At 62.0% G+C, this 24,848-nt stretch carries 19 protein-coding genes; 7 read left to right on the top strand and 12 right to left on the bottom strand.

All coding sequences use genetic code 11. The features are described from left to right. The first annotated feature begins 12 nt into the window (after positions 1-12). The 3 genes from J2887_RS07730 (at position 13) to dapE (ending at position 2,675) form a co-directional block, all read left to right on the top strand. Entirely contained in the window at positions 13-357 is a 345-nt protein-coding gene (locus J2887_RS07730) for an ArsC family reductase (RefSeq protein ID WP_227175403.1), read from the top strand. Positions 358-435: 78 nt separating this feature from the next. After that, the gene (gene dapD / locus J2887_RS07725; protein ID WP_227175402.1) at positions 436-1,464 is read left to right on the top strand and encodes a 2,3,4,5-tetrahydropyridine-2,6-dicarboxylate N-succinyltransferase; all 1,029 of its coding nucleotides are present in this window, start codon (positions 436-438) and stop codon (positions 1,462-1,464) included. An 80-nt stretch (positions 1,465-1,544) separates the two neighbouring features. Continuing rightward, positions 1,545-2,675 (top strand): succinyl-diaminopimelate desuccinylase, encoded by a 1,131-nt coding sequence (gene dapE / locus J2887_RS07720; RefSeq protein WP_227175401.1) that lies wholly within the window; start codon positions 1,545-1,547, stop codon positions 2,673-2,675. A gap of 33 nt (positions 2,676-2,708) precedes the next feature. Here the strand turns inward: dapE and J2887_RS07715 are convergent, their stop codons facing one another. Next, positions 2,709-2,927, bottom strand: a complete 219-nt coding sequence (locus J2887_RS07715) for a SlyX family protein (protein ID WP_227175400.1) — start codon at positions 2,925-2,927, stop codon at positions 2,709-2,711. Positions 2,928-3,132: 205 nt separating this feature from the next. On the opposite strand from J2887_RS07715, the gene J2887_RS21760 reads away from it, so the two are divergent. Next, positions 3,133-3,696 (top strand): cold-shock protein, encoded by a 564-nt coding sequence (locus J2887_RS21760; protein WP_282450525.1) that lies wholly within the window; start codon positions 3,133-3,135, stop codon positions 3,694-3,696. Positions 3,697-3,745: 49 nt separating this feature from the next. Here the strand turns inward: J2887_RS21760 and J2887_RS07705 are convergent, their stop codons facing one another. The 8 genes from J2887_RS07705 to J2887_RS07670 form a co-directional block, all read right to left on the bottom strand. After that, positions 3,746-4,123 carry a hypothetical protein gene (locus tag J2887_RS07705; RefSeq protein WP_227175399.1) on the bottom strand — a complete coding sequence of 126 codons (378 nt, stop codon included), beginning with the start codon at positions 4,121-4,123 and terminating at the stop codon, positions 3,746-3,748. Positions 4,124-4,134: 11 nt separating this feature from the next. Beyond that, positions 4,135-5,580 carry a hypothetical protein gene (locus J2887_RS07700; RefSeq protein WP_227175398.1) on the bottom strand — a complete coding sequence of 482 codons (1,446 nt, stop codon included), beginning with the start codon at positions 5,578-5,580 and terminating at the stop codon, positions 4,135-4,137. Positions 5,581-5,660: 80 nt separating this feature from the next. After that, positions 5,661-7,064, bottom strand: a complete 1,404-nt coding sequence (locus J2887_RS07695; RefSeq protein WP_227175397.1) for a mannose-1-phosphate guanylyltransferase/mannose-6-phosphate isomerase — start codon at positions 7,062-7,064, stop codon at positions 5,661-5,663. Positions 7,065-7,153: 89 nt separating this feature from the next. After that, on the bottom strand, positions 7,154-7,594 hold the full coding sequence (gloA, locus tag J2887_RS07690; RefSeq protein ID WP_227175396.1) for a lactoylglutathione lyase: 441 nt from the start codon (positions 7,592-7,594) through the stop codon (positions 7,154-7,156). An 85-nt stretch (positions 7,595-7,679) separates the two neighbouring features. Further along, the gene (locus tag J2887_RS07685; protein ID WP_227175395.1) at positions 7,680-8,855 is read right to left on the bottom strand and encodes a tRNA-queuosine alpha-mannosyltransferase domain-containing protein; all 1,176 of its coding nucleotides are present in this window, start codon (positions 8,853-8,855) and stop codon (positions 7,680-7,682) included. Positions 8,856-8,869: 14 nt separating this feature from the next. Continuing rightward, positions 8,870-10,603 (bottom strand): alpha-amylase family glycosyl hydrolase, encoded by a 1,734-nt coding sequence (locus J2887_RS07680; protein ID WP_227175394.1) that lies wholly within the window; start codon positions 10,601-10,603, stop codon positions 8,870-8,872. 25 nt (positions 10,604-10,628) lie between these two features. Further along, positions 10,629-11,870 (bottom strand): glycosyl transferase, encoded by a 1,242-nt coding sequence (locus tag J2887_RS07675; protein WP_227175393.1) that lies wholly within the window; start codon positions 11,868-11,870, stop codon positions 10,629-10,631. A 51-nt stretch (positions 11,871-11,921) separates the two neighbouring features. Next, a complete protein-coding gene (locus J2887_RS07670; RefSeq protein WP_227175392.1) occupies positions 11,922-12,725 on the bottom strand; it encodes an HAD-IIB family hydrolase in 804 nt (267 codons plus the stop codon). A 243-nt stretch (positions 12,726-12,968) separates the two neighbouring features. Here J2887_RS07670 and J2887_RS07665 point away from each other — a divergent pair, with 243 nt between their 5' ends. Then, positions 12,969-14,423 (top strand): protein adenylyltransferase SelO, encoded by a 1,455-nt coding sequence (locus J2887_RS07665; RefSeq protein WP_227175391.1) that lies wholly within the window; start codon positions 12,969-12,971, stop codon positions 14,421-14,423. 17 nt (positions 14,424-14,440) lie between these two features. On the opposite strand, the gene J2887_RS07660 is transcribed toward J2887_RS07665, so the two are convergent. Further along, positions 14,441-16,000: a methyl-accepting chemotaxis protein gene (locus J2887_RS07660; protein WP_227176072.1), complete on the bottom strand. Its 1,560-nt coding sequence runs from the start codon at positions 15,998-16,000 to the stop codon at positions 14,441-14,443. Between the two features lie 196 nt (positions 16,001-16,196). Next, complete coding sequence (locus tag J2887_RS07655; protein WP_227175390.1) at positions 16,197-17,711, bottom strand: fumarate hydratase; 1,515 nt, start codon at positions 17,709-17,711, stop codon at positions 16,197-16,199. 299 nt (positions 17,712-18,010) lie between these two features. On the opposite strand from J2887_RS07655, the gene J2887_RS07650 reads away from it, so the two are divergent. Then, positions 18,011-18,784, top strand: coding sequence for an enoyl-CoA hydratase (locus tag J2887_RS07650; protein WP_227175389.1), 774 nt, complete (start codon positions 18,011-18,013; stop codon positions 18,782-18,784). Between the two features lie 311 nt (positions 18,785-19,095). Then, positions 19,096-21,930 (top strand): hypothetical protein, encoded by a 2,835-nt coding sequence (locus J2887_RS07645; protein WP_227175388.1) that lies wholly within the window; start codon positions 19,096-19,098, stop codon positions 21,928-21,930. Positions 21,931-22,211: 281 nt separating this feature from the next. On the opposite strand, the gene J2887_RS07640 is transcribed toward J2887_RS07645, so the two are convergent. Next, positions 22,212-24,845, bottom strand: a complete 2,634-nt coding sequence (locus tag J2887_RS07640) for a penicillin acylase family protein (protein ID WP_227175387.1) — start codon at positions 24,843-24,845, stop codon at positions 22,212-22,214. Positions 24,846-24,848: the final 3 nt, after the last annotated feature.

Here is a 24,848-nt window from a genome sequence, read left to right as displayed (position 1 = left end):
GAGTCAGGACTCATGAAACTCTACGGCATCAAGAACTGCGACACCGTCAAGAAAGCCCGCAAGTGGCTGGATGAGGCGGGCATCGACCACCAGTTTCACGACTTCAAGAAAGACGGTCTAAACCCGGAACTGCTCAGCCGCTGGGAGCAGGCCGTAGGCTGGGAGCTGCTGCTGAACCGGCGCGGAACCACCTGGCGCAAGCTGCCGGAAGAGGTTCGTGATAACATCGACGCCCAATCCGCCCACACCGTCATGCTCGACAACCCATCGATCATCAAGCGCCCGGTGGTTGAGCAGGACGGCAAGGTCTACGTCGGCTTCAAGGCCGATGACTGGGCCAACACTTTCACGCCCTGAGCCCGGGCCGTCGACACGGCCACAGGACGTCAGCGCGACCCGAACACAAAATCCCAGATTGAAGGAGAATTCAGCGCCATGAGTTTCGCATTCGGAATCGGCATCGGTACCCAGAACACCAGCAACGAGTGGCTGGAAGTGTTCTACCAGCAACCGGTACTCAACCCGGCCGACGCGCTGGTTGATGCCGCCCGTTCAGCCCTGGGCTACAACAGCGGCAATCAGGCGCTCGCCGCCAATGCCGACCAGCTCAACGCCCTCGCCCAGGCTCTGGCCGACGCTGGCGACGCAGCCCAGGCCGACCTGGCCCGCAAGGCCGCAGACAGCCAGCGCCCGGTCGTGGTCACGGTACTGGAAAGCGACGACACCGCCAGCAGCACCCCGGAGGTGTACCTCAAGCTGCACCTCATCTCCCACCGCCAGGCCAAGCCCCACGGCCTCAAGCTGGATGGCATCTTTGGACTGCTGCCCAACCTGGCGTGGACCAACGAAGGCGCGATCGACCTGAAAGAACTGCCGGATCGCCAACTCCAGGCGCGCCTTGAAGGCCGCGTGCTGGAAGTGAAATCCGTCGACAAGTTCCCGCAGATGACCGACTACGTGGTTCCCGCCGGGGTCCGTATCGCTGACACCGCCCGCGTACGTCTGGGCGCCTACGTCGGTGAAGGCACCACGGTCATGCATGAAGGCTTCATCAACTTCAACGCCGGTACCGAAGGCACCAGCATGATCGAAGGCCGGATCTCCGCAGGCGTGCTGATCGGCAAGGGTTCCGATCTGGGCGGCGGCTGCTCCACCATGGGCACCCTGTCCGGCGGCGGCAACATCATCATCTCCGTGGGCGAGAACTGCCTGATCGGCGCCAACGCCGGCATTGGCATCCCGCTGGGTGATCGCTGCACAGTGGAAGCAGGCCTGTACATCACATCCGGCTCCAAAGTGGCGCTGCTGGACGACCACAACAACCTGGTGGAAGTCGTCAAAGCCCGCGACCTTGCCGGCAAGCCGGACCTGCTGTTCCGTCGTAACAGCCAGACCGGCGCAGTTGAGTGCAAGACCAACAAGACCGCGATCGAACTCAACGAAGAGCTTCACGCCAACAACTGAGGGCTACGCCCTGATCACGCCCGGTCCCTGCCCTGACAGCGGACCGGGCTCGCCCTACCTCGAAACAGACAGGCCACCCAATGAGTAACTCGCCCACCATCGAACTCGCCATGGAACTGATTCGCCGCCGCTCCGTCACACCAGACGATGCCGGCTGCCAGGAACTGATGATGTCCCGTCTCGCGGCCCTGGGGTTCCAGGGAGAATCCCTGCGCTTTGGCGATACCGACAACCTGTGGGCTCGAAAGGGCCAGGACGGCCCGGTACTGGCCTTTGCCGGCCACACCGACGTGGTTCCCACCGGCCCAGAGAAGAACTGGGCGCTGCCGCCGTTCGACGCCACCCTTCGCGACGGCTTTCTGCACGGCCGCGGCGCGGCAGACATGAAGGGCAGCCTGGCGGCGTTTGTCACTGCCTGTGAGCGCTTCGTGGCTCGCTACCCTGAGCATCGCGGTTCAATCGCACTGCTGATTACCAGCGACGAGGAAGGCCCCGCCAAGGGCGGCACCGTTAAAGTGGTGGAAACACTGGAGGCAAGGAACGAGAAGATCGACTGGTGTCTGATTGGCGAGCCCTCCAGCACCGAGCTGGTCGGCGACGTGATCAAAAACGGCCGTCGCGGCTCACTGCATGGCTACCTCACCGTACACGGGGTCCAGGGCCACGTGGCGTACCCGCACCTGGCAGAGAACCCGGTGCATACCGCCGCGCCGGCACTGACCGCGCTCAGCACCCAGCACTGGGACAGTGGTAACGAATTCTTCCCGCCCACCACCTTCCAGATCACCAGAATCGAGTCGGGAACCGGGAGCAACATCATTCCGGGTGAACTGCTGGTGCACTTCAACTTCCGCTACTGCACCGAAAACACGGCCGAATCCCTGGCTGAGCGGGTGTCCGAGATACTCGACGATCACAAGCTCAACTACGACCTGGAATGGAACCTCAGTGGCCGCCCCTTCCTCACGGATCGCGGCGCCCTGGTCAGTGCGACCCAGGACGCCATTCGCCAGGTCACCGGGCGCGAGACGGAACTGTCGACCTCCGGAGGCACTTCCGATGGCCGCTTCATTGCTCCGACCGGCGCCCAGGTGGTGGAACTCGGACCAATCAACGCCACCATCCACAAAGTGGATGAATGCGTGAAGGCCGAGGATCTCGACACCCTGTCCGACATCTACGAACAGATTCTGGTGCAATTGCTGGCCTGATGGGCCACTGGCACCATCAGCAACCACTCAAGCTCAGTAATGGGGAGGTGGCGTCTCTTCCTCTTCCGGCTTGATGTTGGAAGGCGCCATCTCCTTGATCTGCTTGTGGAGGTGGCGTTTGGCGTCCCACAATTCCCGCAGTTCCAGCTCCTGTCGGGCTACTTGCTCGTTGAGGATATTGATGACGTCGTCCTGAAAGGCCAGTCGGGTTTCCAGCTCTTCCAGTCGGGTTTCCAGGGACTTCTCAGTCATGGCAGTGAGACTCCTCTGTTGTGGCTTCTCCGATGTAGCGTCCGCTTGGCCAGTACCCGCTGATATCTGTTATGATCGCGCTTTTGTCAGCCGGCACCGGTTTCTGGTAGCGGCTGTTGTTCACCGGTCGGTTATCCAAGTGTACGCGATTCCCGGCCTTGTTGGTTAGAGTTTGAAATTTTGAATAACGGAGAAACATCCCCCAATGCGTAGTCCAGCCAAAGCGATCCTCCTGGCCATCCTGATCGCCATCCCGGCCCCGTTCGTTCTCGCGTTCGCCCTGGTGACCTTTACCCCGGAACTGTTCCAGATCCTGTCCCAAACCGGCAGCTCAGAACTGGCCGGCAAACCCACCTTTGTACTGGGTAGTGCCCAGGGAATCGGCGCCTATGTGCTGACTCTGGTACTGTTCGCCCTGGCCGGGTTCCTTGCCATCACCTTCTCCCAGAAGCAGCCTCAGCGCCAGAGCCGTCAGCAGCCCCAGGCCGCGCGTCGCAGCGCGCCTCAGTCCCGCACGCAGGCGTCTGACGATGATGATGACGACAACGAGGGACCGGAAGGTGATGAAGAAGGTACCGTGAAGTGGTTCAACGTCAAGAAAGGCTTCGGCTTTATCGTGCGTGAAAGCGGTGACGAAGTGTTTGTGCACTTCCGCGCCATTCGCGGGCGTGGCCGTCGCGTCCTGCGTCAGGGCCAGGCAGTACGTTTCGATGTGGTGGAAGCGGATAAAGGCCTGCAGGCCGACAACGTCTCTATCCTCGAAGAGTAAGGCCGTCGGTCAGTGGTCGCCTCCCAGCGGCCACTGACCGTCAATCCCCTCAGTTCCAGGCCACCAGCTGCTCACCACGCTGATCCAGCCGCCACCATTTCTCATCCGCTACCGGATCACCTTCCTGCCAGCCGCCGGGGCTGCAACGAACTTCAACCTGGAGAGCCTCCCAGGCGCTGCGGGCGCAATCCAGATCGCTTGCCCACGGCAGCTCATTGCCTTCCAGCACCAGACAGGCGTAACGTAGCCCCATCGCACCAGGGTACAGGCTGATGCTCACCGGCTGCGCGTTGACCTTGCCCTGCCCTCTCAACATGGGCCGGTCAAGACTGGCGTCATCCAGCTCAAGCTCATCAAAGTGAGCCTGCAACCAGTGGCTGAGTTGCCCTGGCTCCAGGTCGCGTATGTAGATTTCAAGGTCTTGCACCCACCGTCTCCCTAAGTTGTGCTCTGCGCTGCCCACTCTGGCGAACCGGGCAGCCGATTGTTCTGGCTGCATAGTGACGCCTGGCGGGCAACGCTGCAACCCGGGACCAGGCATTCCGCTCCGTCAGGCCACGGCAGGCGCATCAGCTCCTGCTCAACGTCCTGCGGACGAAGATCATCAAGGGCTCCGGCGTGCAGTTCCTCCTGCCAGCTCACTTCCGCCGCCGTCTGTTGCAGGCAAAGCTGGTGTAGAACCCGTTCCAGCTCGGCCACCGGCTGTTGCCGGGCCAGACCAATCAACAGTCGCTGACGCAGCAACTGAACTTCGCCCGCCAGCCGGATGGCTTCGCTGCCCTGCCCCTGGCGAAGCCGCAGGGCCTTGCGTACCGCTGCTCGCTCCAGGATAGCCAGCGCCTTGCCCGGGGTATCAACCGGATCGGGCCAGGCGGCCACCACACGAGCCAGGGCGTCAGACTCTATACGGACCTGCCAGCGTTTCTCCAGGCAGGGCTGATGGGCATGCACCACCGCCATCAGCTGGCCCCGCCCGGGCAGGGGAAACCGCAAACGCTGCAGTGTGCGTCCAAGCCGGCACTCCAGTGCCCGAGCGGCGCCCGACGCCTCCGGCCTGCAGCGACCGACCAGCAGGATCGGCCCGGCGTGCGCCCTCAGCCGGCGAGCCAGTTCCGACCCATTGCTGCCCAGCAGTTCGCACAGATCCCCCGGGGAGAGCTGATCCAGCACCAATACAGAGGAGCGGGCATAGTCGGCTGTCGCCACCGCTGTCTCCGCGGGCACACTCAGCCATGTCGAGCTGTCATCATCCTGCCACTGCAGCCACTCCAGACGCCGACCGGGAATCGGAGCCAGCCCGGCCAGCCAGGCACTCTTACCAATGCCAGCTGGGCCGCTGACCCACACCAGAGCCCGGTCCGACATCATCAGGGCAACCCGAACATCCTCTGCCAGGGCAAGCCAGTCCGGATCGGTGATCAATACCGTGGCGCCACAGGGGTGACCCGGGGAGTTATCGGCAGAGTCCGTATCCGAGGAGCCATCCGGCCACCGGGAAACCTGCTCCAACACCGCCACATAGGCTTTGTCCTGCAAGCGTTCGGCCGACACGGCGAGGGTTTCCAGCAATTGGGGCCAGTCCAGCCAGGGCCGGGGACTCTGCTCCCGGGTGAGAGCCAGCCAGTACTGCAATTGGGTGGATAGCTGACTGTTGCCGGCCAGTGAGGTTACGGTGGGCTGTTCACACTGGATGGTGCGAACCAGTTCGTCCTGGTCAACGCCGCGGGCCCGCAGAAAGCGTACCAGTGCAGGGGCGCTTTCCAGCAAAGCCAGGAGGAAATCCTCCACGGTAATGGCGCAGCCATGACGGCCGCGAACCTGCCGCAGGGCGACCTGAAGCGCCTGCTGGCAGACGGGAGTGAGGCATCCTTGCCAGTCTTCCATCGCAAACTCCTTTTTGCGTTGGGCCGTTCCGGAAAATGGAACGACCGCTAAGATTGTCGAGCCGCATCGTCCTGACACGGTTACACCCGGTTATAGGTATCCTCGAACCGGACAATGTCGTCTTCCCCAAGATAGCTGCCGGTCTGCACTTCAATCAACTCCAGGGGGATCACACCCGGGTTGGTGAGCCGATGGGTCACGCCCAGGGGAATGTACGTGGACTGGTCTTCCGTCAGCAGCAGGGTCTCCTCACCACGGTGGACATTGGCGGTGCCTTTGACCACTACCCAATGCTCGGCGCGGTGGTGGTGCTTCTGCAGGGACAACGACGCCCCCGGGTTAACGGTAATGCGCTTGACCTGAAAACGATCGCCCTGAGCAACGCCTTCGTAGGTGCCCCATGGGCGGTGTACTTTCTTGTGGAAACGGTGTTCCAGGCGGCCACTGGCCTTGACCTTGGCCACCAGCTTTTTCACTTCCTGGACCCGGGAGCGATCCGCCACCAGCACCACGTCATCGGTTTCCACGATGACGTGGTCGTCCACCCCGAGGGCCGCAATCAGTCGGCTTTCGGAATGGATGTAAGAGCCGGAAACGTCCTCGGTGATGACATCGCCGCGGCAGACGTTGCCATGTTCATCCTGCGGCTGGATTTCCCACAGCGCTGACCAGGAGCCCACGTCTGACCAGCCGGCGTCCAGCGGCACCACCACCGCGTCTCGGGTTTTTTCCATCACCGCGTAATCGATGGAATCGTCAGGACAGGCCTCGAACGCTTCCCGGGCGACCCGGATGAAGTCCATATCGCCCTCTTTGCCGTCCCAGGCCTGACGGCAGGCTGCCAGCATCGCCGGCTGGTGTTCCGCCAGCTCCTCCAGGTAGCGGTCGGCCCGGAACAGGAACATGCCGCTGTTCCAGAGGTAGCCGCCTTCGTCCAGGTATTCCTGTGCCCGCGCTTCGTTGGGTTTCTCCACAAACGCCGCCACATCCGCGTAGCCACCCTGGTCCTTGCCGGCTTTGATGTAGCCATAGCCGGTATGGGGCGAGGACGGCACAATGCCGAAGGTCACCAGCTTGCCGGCACGCGCCGCTTCGGCGCCCTTGTCGACCGCGTCACGGAACGCCTTCATGTCTTTCAGCACCTGGTCAGACGGCATCACCAGCAGCAGTTCATCAGACTCCGCGCCCGCCGCCAGGGCCGCCAGGGCGATGGCCGGTGCAGTGTTACGCCCTACCGGCTCCAGGATGATTCCCTCGGTGCGCTGGCTGGCCTGGGCGTGAAGCTGGGCAGCCACCACGAAACGGTGGTCTTCATTGGTAATCGCCATAACGCGGGCGTTTTCGTCCAGCTGCAGACCCCGCTGAATGGTCTCGGCCAACAGCGTATCGTCAGTGACAACCGGCAGGAACTGCTTGGGGTATGCTTCCCGGGACAGGGGCCAGAGGCGGGTGCCAGACCCGCCGGAGAGAATGACTGCTAACATACTGGTTTCCAGGCAATGAGAGTAAGGAATGATGGCCGGATTCTACGCAATCCGGCCAGGCTTGGCCATGTAGGCACCGGCGACGCAGGCTACCAGCTACCGGTGTTCTCCATACTGGCCCAGGGTTCAGCCGCTGGCAGCGGCTCCCCCTTTTGTAACAGTTCAATGGAAATGCCGTCCGGTGAGCGGACAAACGCCATGTGGCCATCCCGGGGCGGGCGGTTGATGGTGACGCCATGGCGCTGAAGGTGCTCACACAGGGCATAGATGTCATCCACCCGGAACGCCAAATGCCCGAAATTGCGGCCTCCGGTGTACTCCTCCGGGTCCCAGTTGTAGGTCAGCTCCAGCGTTGGCGCTTTCTCTTCCCGGGCCCGCGCTTCGTCGTCCGGGGCTGCCAGGAACACCAGGGTGAACCGGCCGCGGTCGCTGTCTTTGCGGCTGATTTCGGTCAGTCCCAGCAGGTCACAATAAAAGTGCAGGGATTTGTCCAGGTCGTGGACCCGGACCATGGTGTGCAGGTATTGCATGACGAACTCCTTGGTTTCTTCCGCCAGTGTACACCGGGCCCGGGGGTGCTGAATGCGCAATTGTGGCTATCCCGGGACGTCTGGTTCATTCCCTGACCTGCTGCACCACCAGCTCCGCCAACAGTTCCCGGTAACGGGGCCCCAGATGAGACAGGCTCCATTGCCGGGGCTGCACCGGCGAGGCGTCGGCATCCAACAGGGCGGTGAGACAATGGGCCGCTGCCCGCGCCTCGGCGCCCTCATCGGTCGGGTGGCTGGGGTAACGCTGGTGTTCCGGTACGTATTCCGGATAGGCCAGCCGATCCGGCGCCAGTGCCAGGCACCCGGAGGCCATCGCCTCCAGCATCGCCAGGCCCTGGAAATCATGCAACGCCGTCGACACCACCACATCGGCACGGGCGAGCAGGGTGTCGTAGCCATCCCGATCCTCCAGGAACCCCCAGTGCTCCAGCCGATGCCCGAAGCGGCTGCGAATGGCCTCGAACTCCGGCGGCTGACTGCGGAAACGCTCCCCAACCACACTCAGCCGGAATCGCTGCCCCTGCGCCTCCAGCCGTTGTAAAAGAGCGAGCAGGCGCCCCGGGCCTTTGTCGTACTCCCAACGATGATTCCACAGCAGATGGGGCTCATCACGGTTATGGGGCTGCTGGCGGGACACGAACAGCCGGTCCTCCAGCGGCACCGGCAAGACCAGGGATTTGGCCCGGATCGAGTCCACCACGCCGGCCGGCACCGCATCCGGCAGCTTACGCAGCAGGGCGTCGACAGCAGTGAGGAAGCTCTGCCGGTTCCACTCACTGTTGAAGGCCACCCGATCGGCGGCGATGGCGCTGTACAGGTTGACCAGCTGCGGGTCGATGCTCTGGTGCTGGCCGGCGGACTCCGGGTAGGCAAACTGGTTCTCGTGCATGTACAGCAGGGTCGGCACCCTCGCCAGCTGAGGCTGGAGCCCCTTGAGAGTCGCCAGATCCACCATCGAGGTGACCACCAACAGATCCCAGGATCGCGACAGGGCTGGCTCCCGCAGCCAGCTCAGGGCATTGCCCCGGATACGCCAGCGGAAGAAACGCGGCGGCAGCGTCAGCACCTGCCAGTCGTAGGCGGGCTGGCAGGCCACCAACTGCTGCCGCCAGCGACGGTGGCTGCCCACATCGTAGGCCGACAGGATCAACGCCCGCGGTCGTTTCGGGCCGCCAGAGCAGGAGCCGTGAGAGTGGGAGCCGTATGGCTCGGGGTCGTGAGAGTGAGGATCATCGCGCATAACGCGCTATGGTATCACTCCCGGTTGGACAGCCAGACCGCCTGGTAGGGTTTGAGGGTGATCTCGCCCCCCAGATCGTCGATGCGCTGGCCCGAGATCAGGTCCAGCCAGCGGTCGGTGCCGATCAGGTTGATGTCGCTGAGTGCCACCTGGCGCACACTGTCGGTGACGTTGTAGATGCAGAAGATGGACTGGTCCCGCCGCAGACTCTGGCGCCAGAAGCCAAACACCTGCAACCCCAGATGCAGGGTGAACTGGGTGGCATTGGGGTGGAACGCCGGCTGCCGACGCCGTACTTCAATCAACCGCTTCAGCTCGCCAAACACCTGGCTGTGGTGACTGAGCGGATTCGCCAGAGCCTCCTGCAGCCGATCCAGTGGCCACTGCGCCCGGTTGATGGAACGCAGCCGGCCGGTGTGCTCCATCCGCGCATAGTCGTTCTCAGTGCCCACCAGGCTATGAATGTACAACGCCGGAATGCCCTCCAGAGACAGCATGATGGCGTGGGCACAGAGAAAACGCTGCAACTGCCAGGCATCGCCCCCCTCACCCGCCACGGTGCCCTTCATGGCATCGTACAGCGCAATGTTGATCTCGTAGGCCTGCTGGCTGCCATCGGCCACCTGGCGGTAGGACACCTTGCCCCCGAAGCGCTCCATGGTGGCGATCAGTTGCTGCTTTTCGGTATCGCTCAGCAGGCCGTCAGTGGGTCTCATGCCGATGCCATCGTGGGAGGCAATGAAATTAAGGTAGGTGGTGCCCAGCTGGGCCGGGGGCATGCTCATCAGCCAGGTTTTCAGGTGGCGGCAGTTGCCGGTCACCAGAGTGTGGATCAGCAACGGCGGCAACGAGAAGTTGTAGATGACATGGGCTTCGTTGGCGTTGCCGAAGTAGGTCAGGTTCTCCCGGTTGGGCACGTTGGTTTCAGTGATCACCACCGCCGTCGGCGTGTGGTGCTCAATCAGCAGCCTCAGCACCTTGATCAGTTCGTGGGTCTGCTGGAGGTGGATACAGCGGGTGCCCACCTCCTTCCACAGAAACGCCACCGCATCGAGCCGGAACCACAGAATGCCCCGCTCGAGGTAGTGGCGGATGATGCCAACGAACGCCAGCAGCACCTCCGGGTTGCGGAAGTTCAGATCCACCTGATCTTCACTGAAAGTGCACCAGACATGGCGCTCGCCGTCGTCCGTCTGCACCGGGTTCAACAGCGGCGAGGTGCGGGGGCGCACCACCTGACTGACGTCTGCGGTCGGATCGGCCTCGACAAAGTAATCCCGGCCCGGGTCCAGCCGCCGGCGGAAATTCTCAAACCAGCGGCTGCGGGCCGACATGTGATTGATCACCAGGTCCGCCATCAACCGAAACTCACGACCAATGGCCTCGATGTCACGCCAGTCGCCGTGGGATTCGTTGACCGCCAGGTAATCCATCACCGCGAAGCCATCATCCGAACTGTAGGGAAAGAACGGCAGTATGTGCACCGCCGACACGGTATCGGCCAACTGCTCCCGCAGGAACCGGCGCAGCGTCGCCAATGGCTTTTCATCCTCGGCCTGAACGGTGTCCGCGTAGGTAATCAGCAGTACGTCGGCTTCCGTCCAGTTGTTCTGGTGGGCCGGTGGCGCCGGACTGTCCGGCGCCAGCCCCATGGTCGTGATCAGCCGATCCGCCAAAAAACCACTGTCCAGATCCGGATAGATCAGCTCCAGCATCCCCATCAGTCGGTTGCGTAGATCCTGCGCCATCAGCTCCCCTCCCCTTCGACGGTTATCACGACGGCTCGACAATCCCGGGCCGGTATTCCCGGTTATCGACTTCCACCGCGTCGTGCAGCGCTTCCATGATGTCGGGCAAGGCGCTCTTGACCCGGCTCCAGCTCGGGATGAACGGCGTATCCATCGGGTTTTCCAGGAAGTAGGCACCGGCTTTCATGATGTTGCGGGCAAACAGCTCCACCGCCTTTTCTTCCTTGTGACGGTCCAGGCTCAGACCATTGATGACGGCGTCGTTCTGATAGGTCTCAATAAAATCCAGGGCGATGCGATAGTAGGTCGCCTTGATGGTGCGGAACTTCTCCTGGGAGAAGATCTCGCCATTGGTTGCCAGCTTGCGGAACACCGCCTTGCTGATGTCGGTGCTCATCTTCGACAGGCCCCGGCTGGAGTCATGTTCCGACAGCTCCTGGTGTTTGTGGTCGTAGACATCGGCAATGTCCACCTGACACAAGCGGTTGGTGGAGTAATTGCGCTTCATCTCCGACAGCACGCCCACTTCCAGCCCCCAGTCGCTGGGGATGCGCAGGTCATTGATCACATCAGTCCGTAACGAGAACTCCCCTGCCAGCGGGTAGCGATAACTGTCCAGGTAATCGAGAAAATCGCTGGGGCCACACACCTTCTTCAGCGCGCGGATCAGCGGCGTGACCAGCAGGCGGCTGACCCGGCCGTTCATCTTGCCGTCCGCCACCCGGGCGTAGTAGCCCTTACAGAACATGTAGTTGAAGTTTGGGTTGGCGACCGGGTAGATCAGTCGCGCCACCAGGTCCCGGGAATAGGTCAGGATGTCGCAGTCGTGCAGCGCCACCGATCTGGCCCGGTTGCAGGCCAGCACATAACCGAAGCAGTACCAGACGTTGCGCCCTTTCCCCATCTCGGTGGGGGCCAGCCCCTGTTCCCGCAACAGCAGGTCCACCTGCCGCAGTCTCGGACCGTCGTTCCACAACACCCGAACGTGCTGGGGCAACTCGAAAAAATAGGCCATGGCGTGGCGATACTGCTCCTCATTGGCCCGGTCCAGCCCGATCACGATCTGGTCAAGGAACGGCACCTTCGCCAGTTCTGTCACGATGTGCTTCAGCGCCGGACCTTCCAGTTCCGAGTACAGGCAGGGCAGCACCAGCGCCATGGGCCGGGACTGGCTGAAGGTCATCAACTCCGCCTCCAGCTCCTCCACCGGTCGCCGACACAGGTTGTGGAGCGTGGTTACGATACCGTTCTGATAAAAGTCGCCCATGGCGTACCTCCGTCGGGGTGCTTGTGGTTTTTCAACGTGCAGGCAACCGCATCACACGCCGTATTCCATCAGAATGTTCAGGACACACTCGTTCCAGCCCGCAGGCCCCTTCTTGAGTGAACGCATGACGTGGCGATCCGATGGCAGCTGCAACTGATCTGACCGCACGCCCTGAATGATTACCGGCACATCCACCGCCGCCAGCATGGCCTGGTCATTGGGGCCATCCCCCAGCGCGACCGTTACCCAATGCACCTCGGGCCAGGCCCGGCGATAGTGCTCAGCCAGGTAGCGGACACCGTCCGCCTTGTCGAAGTCGCCCATGACGTGGTCAAAACGCCCACCCGCCAACAGCCGCAACCCACGCTTCCGGAGCGCCAGGCGAAACTGCTCCCGTTCCCCGTCTGAACCCAGCCACAACAACGGCTCTGTGCCGTCACGCTGGCGCGCCATGGCAGCAGCTTGCGGCGACAACCCGGTCAGCCCAGACAGTTCATCATTCGACATGTCCGAGAAGCTGCGGAAGCGGTAGCCCAGCGATCGCAGATCGGCCAACACCGTCAGCAGCCGGGGGTGATCGTCAGCAAAGCAATGCGCCCGCTCCGGTCCGGGCCCCACGCTGTTGGCCGGGATCAGCACCATGGCACCGTTCTCAACAATGCAGGGCGTGTCCGCAGCCAGTTGGTTCCGTAACGCCGACACTTCCGCTGCGGTCTTGCTGGTGCTCAGGATCAACGGCACCCCGGCGGCCCGTAACCGAGCCAGCGCTGGCCTGGCCGGAGACCAGTCGTAGCTGTGGTGATCCAGCAGGGTGCCATCCAGGTCACTGAACAAGAGAAGTCGGGTGTGCGTCATCGGCTTTCGCCCTCCTTTGGTGCAGTCGTCCAAGTCTGTGCAAGGGACCGCCCCGTTGTGAGTCATGGCAGCGGGCCTCCGCCTCCGCCATCACCTCCTAAGCTCGGTTGTGCAGAATTCGTACCACCGATGACGCGGGCAGGCGTGGCGGGAATTTGTTTGCCGGGGAACGGTCTGAGACACTGACGGGCTGGACGCCTCGTCCCCTCCATTCCCAGCCAACAGCGGAGACACGCCATCGCCATGGCCCCGGATGCTTTTCAGATCGAACATCGCTATCAGGAACTGCCCCCCTCGTTCTACACACGGGTTCAGCCCACGCCGCTGACGGACGCCCGCATGGTGTGCTTCAACCATGAACTGGCCGAACAGATGGGGATTTACACCGGCAATCCGGAGGACTGGACCGGCATTGGTGCGGGCACGGAACTGCTGGAAGGAATGGACCCGGTGGCGATGAAGTACACCGGCCACCAGTTCGGCATGTACAACCCGGACCTGGGGGATGGCCGAGGCTTGCTGCTCTGGGAGACAAGGGGCCCGGACGGCCAGCGCTGGGACTGGCACCTCAAGGGGGCCGGGATGACGCCCTACTCCCGGTTTGGCGACGGTCGCGCGGTATTGCGCTCCACCATCCGGGAGTACCTGTGCAGTGAAGCCATGGCGGGGTTGGGCGTTCCCACCACCCGCGCCCTGTTCATGGTCAGCGCCCGTGACCCGGTACAGCGGGAATCCATTGAAACCGCCGCCACCCTGATGCGGGTTGCCCAGAGCCATCTGCGTTTTGGGCATTTCGAATACGCCGCCTACCACCAAGGCGAAGAGGCGGTGCGGTCACTGCTGGATCACACCATTGCGCTTCATTTCCCCCACTTGCTGCACCAACCTGAGGAGGCTCGGTATCGGCTGTGGCTGGAAGAAGTGGTAACACGCACCGCCCGCCTGATCGCGCGCTGGCAGGCGCTGGGGTTCTGTCACGGCGTGATGAACAGCGACAATATGTCGATTATCGGGGATACCTTCGATTACGGCCCCTACGCGTTCTTGGACGAGTTCGACGCCGGCCACATCTGTAACCACTCCGACCAGGGCGGCCGCTACGCCTACAATCGCCAGCCGCAGATCGGGTTCGTCAATTGCCAGTACCTCGCCCGGGCGCTGGCCCCGGTGATGGATGAGGACGATCTGAGACGAGCCCTGCGCCAGTACGAAACCAGCTACAACGACAGCTTTCTGGCAAACCTTCGCGACAAGCTCGGTCTGGCACAACCGGAAGAAAGCGACATTGAAGTGATCATGGACACCTTCAATCTGCTGCAGTCGCATCAGGTGGACCACACCCGCTTCTTCCGTGGTCTGTCCACCCTGCCGTCCCGTGGCGAGGCTCCGGTGCGGGACCTGTTTGTCGACCGCAAGGCCGCCGACCAGTGGCTGGCCCGCTACCAGACACGCCTGAAAAAAGAGACTCGCTCGGACGCCGAGCGGGAAGCCGCCATGTGCGCGGTGAACCCCAAGTACATCCTGCGCAACTACCTGGCCCAACTGGTGATCCAGGAGGCCCAGAATGGTGACTATGAGCCCATGCAGCAGCTACTCGACGTGCTCAGGCGGCCCTATGATGAACAACCGGAAAACGAAGCCTACGCGGCGCTTCCCCCGGATTGGGGCAAGCACCTGAACATCAGCTGTTCATCCTGAGCCAGTGCCCCGTCCGGTCAGCTTGCAGATACCTTGAACGCACCGACGTGGTGGTCCAGGGTCTGGGCCAGGGTAGTCAGTTGCTGGCTGGACAGTTCCAGTCGGTGGCTGGCGTCCAGCCCTTCCTGAATGGCCTGATTGACGGTCTCCATATTCTGGTTGACCTCATTCGCCACACTCGACTGCTCCTCGGTCGCCGTAGCAACCTGAGTGTTCATGTCCACGATGGACACCACCCGCGTCGCAATCGCTTCCAGCACCTGCAGGGCCTGCCGGGTGGCTGCAGTGCCCTCGTCCGTCAGTGACTGACTGCTCTCCATGGCCACCACCGCATCCCGGGCTTCCTGCCTCAGTTGGTCGATCATGGTCTGGATTTCATCGGTGGACTGCGCCGATTTCTTGGCCAGCTCACGAACCTCGTCAGCCACCACCGCAAATCCCCGACCCGCGTCGCCAGCACGCGCAGCTTCAATCGCCGCGTTCAGGGCCAGCAGGTTGGTCTGATCGGAGATACCGCGGATGACATCCAGAATCGAGCCAATGGACTGGGTCCGGTCCGCCAGTACCGCGATCACTGAAGACATCGCGGTCATTTCGCCGGACAGTCGCTCAATGGTTGAAGCCGCACCCTGCAGCGTTCGGTGACCTGCCTGGGTCTCGCTATTGGCACCTTCCGCCGCCTCAGCCGCGCCTGCGGCATTGCGGGAGATCTCATTGATGGTGGCGCTCATCTCGTTCATTGAGGTGACCACCTGTAGGGTCTGATCGCTCTGCGCCTGACCACGGGCAAGGGCCTCCTGCGATTGCTGCTGGAGTTCGGTGGCCGCATCCGCCAGGCCGCGGCCGGTCTGCACAACCTGCGCCACGATGTCGTCAATCTTGCCCACAAAGGTGTTGAAGGCGGCGGAGATCTCCGCAATCTCATCGGTGCCCTTCACCGGCAGCCGGACAGTAAGATCGCCATCCCCCCGCGAGATGTCAGCAAGCGCCCGCTGCAACGTCGTCAACGGCTTGAACAGGCGTCCCAGCACCCACAGCAGCACGCCAGCACACAGCGCGAAGATCGCCACAATGGCCGCCAGTTGCGCCATGGCGATGCCCTTTGCCGCGTCACTGACCTCGGTAATCGGAATACCGACGTCGAAGGAGCCAAACAGCGCACCATCGACATGAATCGGCATCATGATGTCGTAAACCCAGACGTCCTGGATGTCGGCGTACCATTTCGAGTGCTGGGCCTGCCCCTCGCCGGCGCCGGCAATGGTGTAGCTGTCGTCGTAGGTCTTGCCCAGCTTGGCGGTATCACTGTGGGCGATGGCGGTGATGTTGCGATCAATCACTACCGCGTAGCTGATGTCATCCCGACGCTTCAATGACTGCACAAAGGTCTGCAGATCCGCCTCTGGCTGGGACGAGTTCTCCAGTATATAGCGTGCATGCTCAGCCAACTGCTCAGCCTGGGCCCGGGACTTCTTCAGGATGATCTGGTCGATTTCCTGATGGGAGATGTAGGAAGTTGCGGAGATGCTCGCGATGGCCGCAATGGCAAACATCACACACACCACAATCAGTATCACTTTCTTCAAAACAGATGGCCTCGCCGTGATTTCACGAGGGCATGATATTGACCGATTGTTCAATTAACAACCGATCCTGGCTGCGGGTTGTACGGACGGGGGAATTACACGGGGAGGAAGCAACAGGAGGGAAAGAGCCCGGCAACAGGTATTGCCCTACCTCCCAAAAGGAGGCAGGGCAATCAGCAATGAATGATCAAACCGCCTTGGCAGCGATAATCTTCTCTTGCCACTCGACAGGACCAGTCTGGTGCACGGAGGTTCCCTTGGAATCCACCGCGACCGTTACCGGCATGTCTTCCACTTCGAACTCGTAGATCGCTTCCATGCCCAGCTCAGGGAAGGCCACCACTTCGGCGTTCTTGATCGCTTTGGACACCAGATACGCGGAGCCGCCCACGGCCATCAGGTAAACCGCGCCGAATTCCTTGATAGCGTCGATGGCTACCTGGCCACGCTCGGCCTTGCCGATCATGCCAGTCAGGCCGGTCTTCTCGAGCATGGTGTGGGTGAACTTGTCCATACGTGTCGCAGTGGTCGGGCCGGCTGGGCCAACGACTTCTTCACGCACCGGGTCGACCGGGCCGACGTAATAGATGAAGCGGCCTTTCAGGTCCACCGGCAGCTCTTCACCGTTGGAAATCATGTCCACCATCTTCTTGTGGGCAGCGTCGCGTCCGGTGAGCATCTTGCCGGACAGCAGTACGGTTTCACCCGGCTGCCATTCTTTGACGTCTTCCGGTGTAACCGTGTCCAGGTTGACGCGGCGGACGTTGTCCCCCACTTCCCAGGTGATTTCCGGCCAGTCTTCCAGGCTCGGGGGCGTCTGCAGCGACGGACCGGTGCCATCCAGTACGAAGTGAGCGTGGCGGGTGGCCGCGCAGTTCGGGATGATCGCCACCGGCTTGTTGGCGGCGTGGGTGGGATAGTCCTTCACCTTCACGTCCAGAACGGTGGTCAGGCCACCAAGGCCCTGGGCACCGATGCCCAGGTCGTTGACCTTTTCAAACAGCTCCAGACGCAGCTCTTCGGAACGGTTGGACGCCCCACGTTCCTTCAGGTCGTGAATGTCGATCGGGTCCAGCAGGGCTTCCTTGGCCAGCTCCATCGCCTTCTCGGCAGTGCCGCCGATACCAATACCCAGCATACCCGGCGGACACCAGCCGGCGCCCATCTGCGGTACCATTTTCAGCACCCAGTCCACTACCGAGTCGGACGGGTTCAGCATCGCGAACTTGGACTTGGCCTCGGAACCACCGCCCTTGGCGGCAACATGAACCTCCACCTTGTCACCCGGCACCAGCTTGTAGTGGATGATGGCGGGGGTGTTGTCCTTGGTGTTGGCGCGAGCGCCGTCAGGATCTGCCAGCACGGACGCCCGCAGCACGTTATCCGGATGGGTGTAGGCCTGGCGGACGCCTTCGTTGATCACATCGTCCAGCGGCATGTCACATTCCCACTGCACATCCATACCAACATTGACAAAAACCGTCACGATACCGGTGTCCTGACAGATCGGCCGGTGGCCCATGGCACACATGCGCGAGTTGATCAGAATCTGCGCCATGGCATCTTTTGCCGCCTGGGACTCTTCTTTCTGGTAGGCCTCGTGCACAGCCTGGATGAAGTCTTTGGGATGGTAATAGGAGATGTACTGTAGCGCGTCCGCTACGCTCTCGATCAGGTCGTCCTGGCGGATTACGGTCGTCATAGGCGTCTCATCAGGTTGAACATTCTGGTTATGGCGAGAGGCAACCGGGCCCAGCCCAGCGGTGGGCCGGAGCCGGTTGTCGGAAAACGGACGACAAGTTTACCAGCCGCCCCGACGTTTATACAGCAGCCCACCCGTCGACCATCGGCGAACCACTGTTAGCGAGCTATCTACTTTGCACCGCTCTGACAATTACGGTTAAATCAGACCGTGCCACCTTCCACGGATCTGAATCTGGATCTGTAGGTGCAAGCACCGAAAAACAACAATCAAGCTAATTACAACAACCGGAGACCACGGTGACCGATACCATTCTTACTGAGCAACAGGGCCAGGTTCTGGTCGTACGCATCAATCGCCCTGAGCGCCGCAACGCCCTCACCCACACCATGTACAGCGCCCTCGGCGATGCCCTGCAAAGACTGGAAGACGAGCCGGCACTGCGCTGCCTGCTGTTCACCGGTCAGTCCGACTGCTTCACCGCGGGTAATGATCTGGCGGAGTTTGCTGCCGGTATGCCCGGGGAGTTTGAACAAACCCCGGTGGGACGCTTCCTGATGTTGCTCGCCAATGCGTCCAAGCCCATCGTGGCGGCGGTTAACGGACCGGCCGTCGGGATTGGCACCACCATGCTGCTGCATTGCGATTTTGTCTACGCGGGCGACAATGCCCGTTTCCAGATGCCGTTCGTCAACCTGGGGCTGTGCCCGGAGGGCGCGTCCAGTCTGCTGTTACCTGCCTGGCTGGGCCGGGTGCGAGCATCCGAACTGCTGATGCTGGGAGATGCGTTCAACGCCGAGCGGGCCGATCAGTTGGGACTGATCAATGGCATCTGTTCGGCGCAAGACACCGAAGTCCGGGCCATCGCCACCTGCCAGGCGCTGGCCAGCAAGGCTCCGGAAGCCATCCGCGCCACCAAGGCACTGTTGAATCGGCCACAACACCAGGCCGTTGAAAACACCCTTAAAACCGAAGGCAATCTGTTCAGCGAACGGCTGTGTTCGCCAGAAGCCGCCGAGGCGTTCCGGGCCTTTATGGAGAAGCGCCAGCCGGACTTCAGCCGATTCAGTTGAGCCGACCGGTCACCCCACCTCCGGCTCGACAAATACCTGACAAGCAACTACTTTCTTTGAAGTTGCCCCAGGGCAGTCGCCAGAGTGACAGGGAGCCCTCCCCCGGAAAGGACAGAATCACACTTTAGAGCGATCAACAGTATCCACCCAGTTTCGATATAGTCAGGCTGATAAATTATAAAGTGGCGTAACTTGCTGATTAGTACTTCAGACAAACAAGGCCACTGGCAACGGGCTTACCGGATGAGCAACACAGCCGGCCCCGCCAGTCGCCACCTATAACGACACAACAACAGGAAAAGGTTCCACCCATGTTCAAGAAAACCTTACTCAGTCTTGCCGTGGCATCTTCCGTTGGGTTGACCGGCTGTTTCAGCGACGGAACAACCGGAAAGAACGCCAATCCGGACTACCCAATTGAGAACCCCGACTTTGCAGGTAAGACCTGGCCAATTTTCAATCCGCTGACCAGTGAACTGCCGGTGCCGAACGACCTCCTCTTTGATTCCGAGCAGGGGGATGGAACCTTTGGCGTTGGCGACACCACGCCGCCGGTCACCACCGCGCTGAACGAGCTGTCCGGCGCTTCCACCGTCGCCCCGGCCGTGATTCAGTTCAACGGTCAGCTGGACCCCAGTACCGTCGTTTACGGCCAGACCGTGTTCCTGGTTGAGCTGGCCTATGCCAGTGGCGACCCGGTCCAGGGTCTGAGTAATCAGGAGCCACCTACCGTGGCCGGGCTGGCGACTGCCCGCGCCGATGTGGAAACCCTGAGCGGTACGTCCGCAATCCGCATCCTGCCGCTGAAACCGCTGAACCCACGCAAACGTTACGTTGCGGTGGTGACCAAGGGCGTTACCGACATCAACGGCGACCCGATCGTCTCCTCGCCGAGCTACACCAGCCTGACCGACCCTGACGGCGCTCTGGGCAACCCGGCACTGGCACCGGTCAAGGCGCTGATCAATGGCCTGTGGGAAGCAACGGCGCAAGGTTTCTTTGCCGCAGCCCAAATCCCGCTGACCGCTGACGACATTGCCATCAGTTACAGCTTCACCACTTCCAACGACGAAAAAGTGCTGCAGTACATTGCCGAGCCGGGCGCCTGGTTTGCCGACCAGCTGCTGACCTTCGTCAAGGTATCTGCCGCCAAGGCTGCGGTTGCTGGCGGCGCCCAGGGCTTCGATCAGGTTTCCGCTGCCGTCAACGGCGCCCTGAACGCGTTCCCGAGCGATGGCATCAAGGCCGCTCTGGCACCGGCCTTTGACGTACCTCCACCCCAGGGCTGTCAGGGCCTGAGTGGCGAGACCGCAATCAACTGTATTGCGCCGGGCATTGCTTCCCAGATTGCCGGCATCCTGCCAACACCGACGCCGGACAACCGCGACGCCAGCGATTTCAATCTCGGCACCCCGCAACCAGTCGCCATGGTGTCGGCCGTTGCCGGTTCCGTTTACAGCTCCTTCAAGGCACAGGTGGAAGCCGGTGGTGGCACCGCACCTGACGTACTGGCGGTTCAGGGCACGGTTTCCCTGCCGTACTACCTGGGCACCTCCGGCCAGGACATCCTGGCGGACTCCTGGAAGGCCGACAACGTCATTGCCGCCGGCCTGAACGACCAGTTCAAGGATATCGGTCTGCAGATCCCGCACGCCGATCCGACCCGCACCACATCCGTCAACTACGTCTTCCCATTCCCCAAGAAAACGGCTGACGTTGACGTTCCGGTGCTGATCATTTACCCGCAGAGCAACGCCACCAAGGGCGTGGTGATGTACCAACACGGCATCACCACCGACCGTAGTGCGGCCCTGAGCTTCGGCACCGCCATGGCGACTCTTGGCTACACCGTGGTTGCCATTGATCAACCGGTACACGGTGTTACTGCCTTCACCGCCGAAGAGCAGGATGCGCTGGCCGGCAAGCTGCTGACCAAGGCCGCTGCCGCCAATCCGGCCATCAGCAACGACGCCGAAACCCGCGCCGCCCTGATCGCCGGCACCTTCAAGGTTGGCGTGCTGCTGCAGATCCAGGCACAGCTGGAAGCTGGCGGAGCGCCCGCTCCGGCCCTGGGCATCACCGATCCGACCGATCAGGCCCAGATCAACGCCGCGCTGCAATCCGTGCTGGCCGGCAACGCCGGTGCTGACGCCCAGACGGCTCTGGGTAGCGCCCTGTCCCTGGAGAACACCGTCGCCAACGCCGGCAGCACCGTTCCGGGCCTGGCACCGATGACCGGCAACGAACGCCACTTCGGCTTCTTTGCCCCACAGCCTGGCTCACTGGCTGCCATCGACTATGACGCCGGCACCGGTGATTCCGGCAGCATGTTCATCAACCTGCTGAATTTCACCAACACCCGGGACAACATGCGCCAGAGCGCCGTCGATCAGATGAACCTGCGGGTCAGCCTGGCCGACCTGGATCTGGGGCCACTGGGTGGTGCTGACCTGAGCAATGCCCGCTTCAACTTCGTCGGCCACTCCCTGGGTACCATCACGGGTGCGCCGTTCGTGTCAGCGGTTAACACCGATCAGCTGCCGGCGGTTGTCACCAGCGGCGGCCCGGTACCATCCAGCTACAACAACATCGACGCCGTCACCATGCTGACGCCTGGCGGCGGTGTGGTTCGTCTGCTGGAGAACTCCCGCTCCTTCGCACCGCGCATCCTCGCGGGCCTGGGCCAAAACGGCCTGGCCCAGGGCGATGCCAGCCTGGAAGCCTTCCTGAACGTGTTCCAGGCCACCATCGACACCGCGGACCCGATCAACTTTGTCGACAACCTGGCAGCCTCCACCCCGGCCTACACTCAGTTTGAGGTTGAGGGTGACACAGTGATTCCGAACGCTGCTGATGAAGCTGTCTGGGGCATTCCGTCGCTGTCAGCGACCGTACCAGGCTCTCAGAGCGGACTACCGGTATCGGTGACCGTGAACAGCTTCAACGCGCCTCTGGCAGGTAGCCGCCCGCTGAGCATGATGTACGTGGATGGCGTCGCAGACGTCATGTACAACGCTATGACGCAGGCGAACTTCCCGGCCAGTGAAGGCGGTGATCCGCTGAGCCACGCCACACCGGTTTCCGGTGAGCCGGCCTCGGCCTTCGCCAACATGGTGTTCGGTGCCCATGCGACCTTTACCCCCTAACCCGGGCCAATCCAAAGGTTGACCAATCAAGCCCCCGCCACGCGGGGGCTTTTTTGTACCTGAAGAAAATCCCCCTCCCCTCCCTGGCACAGGCACAGGCACAGGCACAGGCACAGGCACAATCTTCGCGCCCTGCTCAGTGACCAGCAACCTCCTCAGCAGTCTCCTCCACAGCAGGAAACCTCAGCCTCCGATCTCCGGACACAAAAAACCCCGAGGGGTCGCCATGACCACCACGGGGTTATTTGGGAAGCCGGCCCGGTAGGGGCCGGCAATAGCCATCAGCGGGTGCCGCTGACCTCCATGCGGCTGATCACATTGGCCTCGATCTCGGATTCATCCAGATACAGCTTGCGGAAATCCTTGTTGGAATACCGCTCAGCCTGATCAGTGAAGAACTCCGACATACGATCAGACGACTGGGAGTAGCTCACCAGACCGTAGGCCTGCGGGCCATTATCGGTGAACTCCAGACCAAAGTGCCAACTGGTGCCACGGGCAATCAGCCAGCCATCCACGCCGCCGGTGCCGTCTGACAGACCTGCGGTATTGGCAATGGTCGACGGGGCAATGCGTGGGAAGATGGTATCTTCCGCCACGTTGTCGGTGACCACACCAATGGCATTGAAGGCACCGTCCACATTACCGTCGCCACCATGCCAGGGAATCGGCTGGGACTGGAACACCGGTGTGCCACCCGGAGGCACATCACCGGAAGGACGATAGTACTGCACCGCGCCCAGTTGGGCGTCGGGCGCTATACCCTGAGCCTCAAGTGCCTGCACCCCAGTGGCCAGTGCCTGCAACATCGCGTCGTTGGCCGTGCCTTTACCGGCAGCAGAAGGGCCTGCCGGCGTGTACACCGGATTGGCCGGATCGAAGGCCACGGTCAGATCGGCGTCAAACTGATTGCGATAGTTACCAATGAACACCCGGAAGATATGGGCACCGACGCTGTCCAGGTCATACAGACCATCCCAGGTCTGCAACGGTCCGCACCAGGGCGTCAGGTCAACACCGTTGACCGGCGTGGCACCGATCATGGTGCACCGTTCCCGCAGTTCCGGCAGGAATGCCTCGGCATACCAGGCCCGGTTGTTCCAGATCACGCTGATCAGCTCCTGGGCACTGAACTTGCCGTCCTGCCCGGCGGGCGCCGGCGCGTCCGGGAAGCCCGGATCAGCAGGGTTCTGCAGCATCTTGATGCCCAGACGGGTACGCGGGTTGATCTCCGCTTCCTCGGCGCCATACAGCGGCGAATAACCCGTCAGGAAGGCAGCCGGGTTGGTGGACCAGTAACTGCTGTTGGAGTTCTGGACCCAGTCACTGCGGACCAGCTTGGGCTTCTTCTCATACGGGGTCAGGCCGGCGCATTCGCCCTCGACCCAGTCATCCCGTGAGGTGCTGCCATCCAGCAGGGTCAGGCCAGCATCGAACAGTTGATTGTACTCAGGACTCAGCCCACGCTTGAACTCGATGACGCCCAACGCCTCTTCAGAGAGATGCGGTGCAGAGCTGCTGTCGATGTAGAACGCGTTACCGTCAGCATCGGCGTAGGTCGAGTTCACCCACAACGTGGTGCCACAGTTGCGGAACACGTCCTGAAACTCGTTCAGGTTGTTGGCACGGCTCATGCCCAGCCAGGTATCCAGCAGGCCACTGGTGTTCTCGTTGGCATCGCGGTAGGTGTACGCGGTGCCGGCTTCCCCCCACTTCGGCAGGCCGCCACTGGTGACCGCGTTGGCAGACAGCATCGGGCCGTACTCGGAGAAGTAGAAGGTACGCTCAACCGTCACCGGGTTGGGACCACCGGTGTTGACTTCAATCTGGAAGGTCTCGGAGGTGATCGGTTTCTCTTCACCGTCCTTGATGTAGGTGAGGTTGTCACCCGGCTTGAGCGTCAGCTCGTACATGGTGAAACGACGGCTGGTGGACACCGTGTGGGACCAGGCCAGGCGATCGTTGAAGTTGATCAGCGGTAGCGCCGTACCGAGCAGTCCGGCACCGTTGATGTGCAAGTAGTCAGGCACCGTCATCTGCACCTGATACAGCCGGCGATGGCCGGTGTAAGGGAAATGCGGGTTGGCCAGCAGCGCGCCGCGCCCCTGCTCGGTCAGATCGCCACCGACACCCCAGGCGTTACTGGCGAGACCGGTTTCCTGATAATTGTCTCGGGATGACGCCAGAGCCCGGGCGCTGGCAGAGACATCCGGCAACGCCGTATCGCTCTTGGCGGCCATGACCGGGGTCGGCTGTGCTGCAGCCGGATCTTCACCGGGAATCGCGAGGAACACGGCGCCGGTGGAGAACAGCGCACCACTGGCGTACTGGCCAACGATGCGGTAATGGGCGAGCAGGTCGGTTGGCGCGATCTCTTTCACCCAGGGCTGGTCGCGACACTCGGCCGGCAGGTCGGAAGGATCGGTATCGCTGACGTACTTGTTGTAGCCGGCGGTAAAGCCCTCCACCATCGCCTTGCTCTCATCGCTCAGCGTTGGGTACTCCGCTTCAGCGCCACTGAGGATCTTCTGGGCCTTGAAGCTGAAATCATTGATGATATTGATGTTGTCCGGGCCGGGGCCGAAGTACTTGGCACGCTCACTGCGGGCCTTGACGACCGCCTCAGCCAGCAAACAGACGTTATCCTGCGCCTGGACATAGCCATGTCCAAATGCGGCGGACGCCAGGTCATTGGCGCGGATGTGTGGTACCCCATTGGTAGTTCGACGAATATCAGCCTGGTACTGGCCGTTGGACGGAAGCAGCGGGCCCTTGTCGACCGTGCTCTTGTCTCCGGAAGAGTCGCTGTCGCCATCAAAACAACCTGCCAGCATGACCGTGCCAATGGCCGCAGCCAACAGGCGGACCGTGGGACGCTGGCGACCGTCCTGGGTGGTTTTATATTTGTACTTCATGAT

This window comes from Marinobacter sp. CA1 (genome assembly GCF_020546665.1).
In the GTDB taxonomy this organism is placed as follows: domain Bacteria; phylum Pseudomonadota; class Gammaproteobacteria; order Pseudomonadales; family Oleiphilaceae; genus Marinobacter; species Marinobacter xestospongiae.
This window is presented reverse-complemented; position numbering and strand designations above follow the sequence as displayed.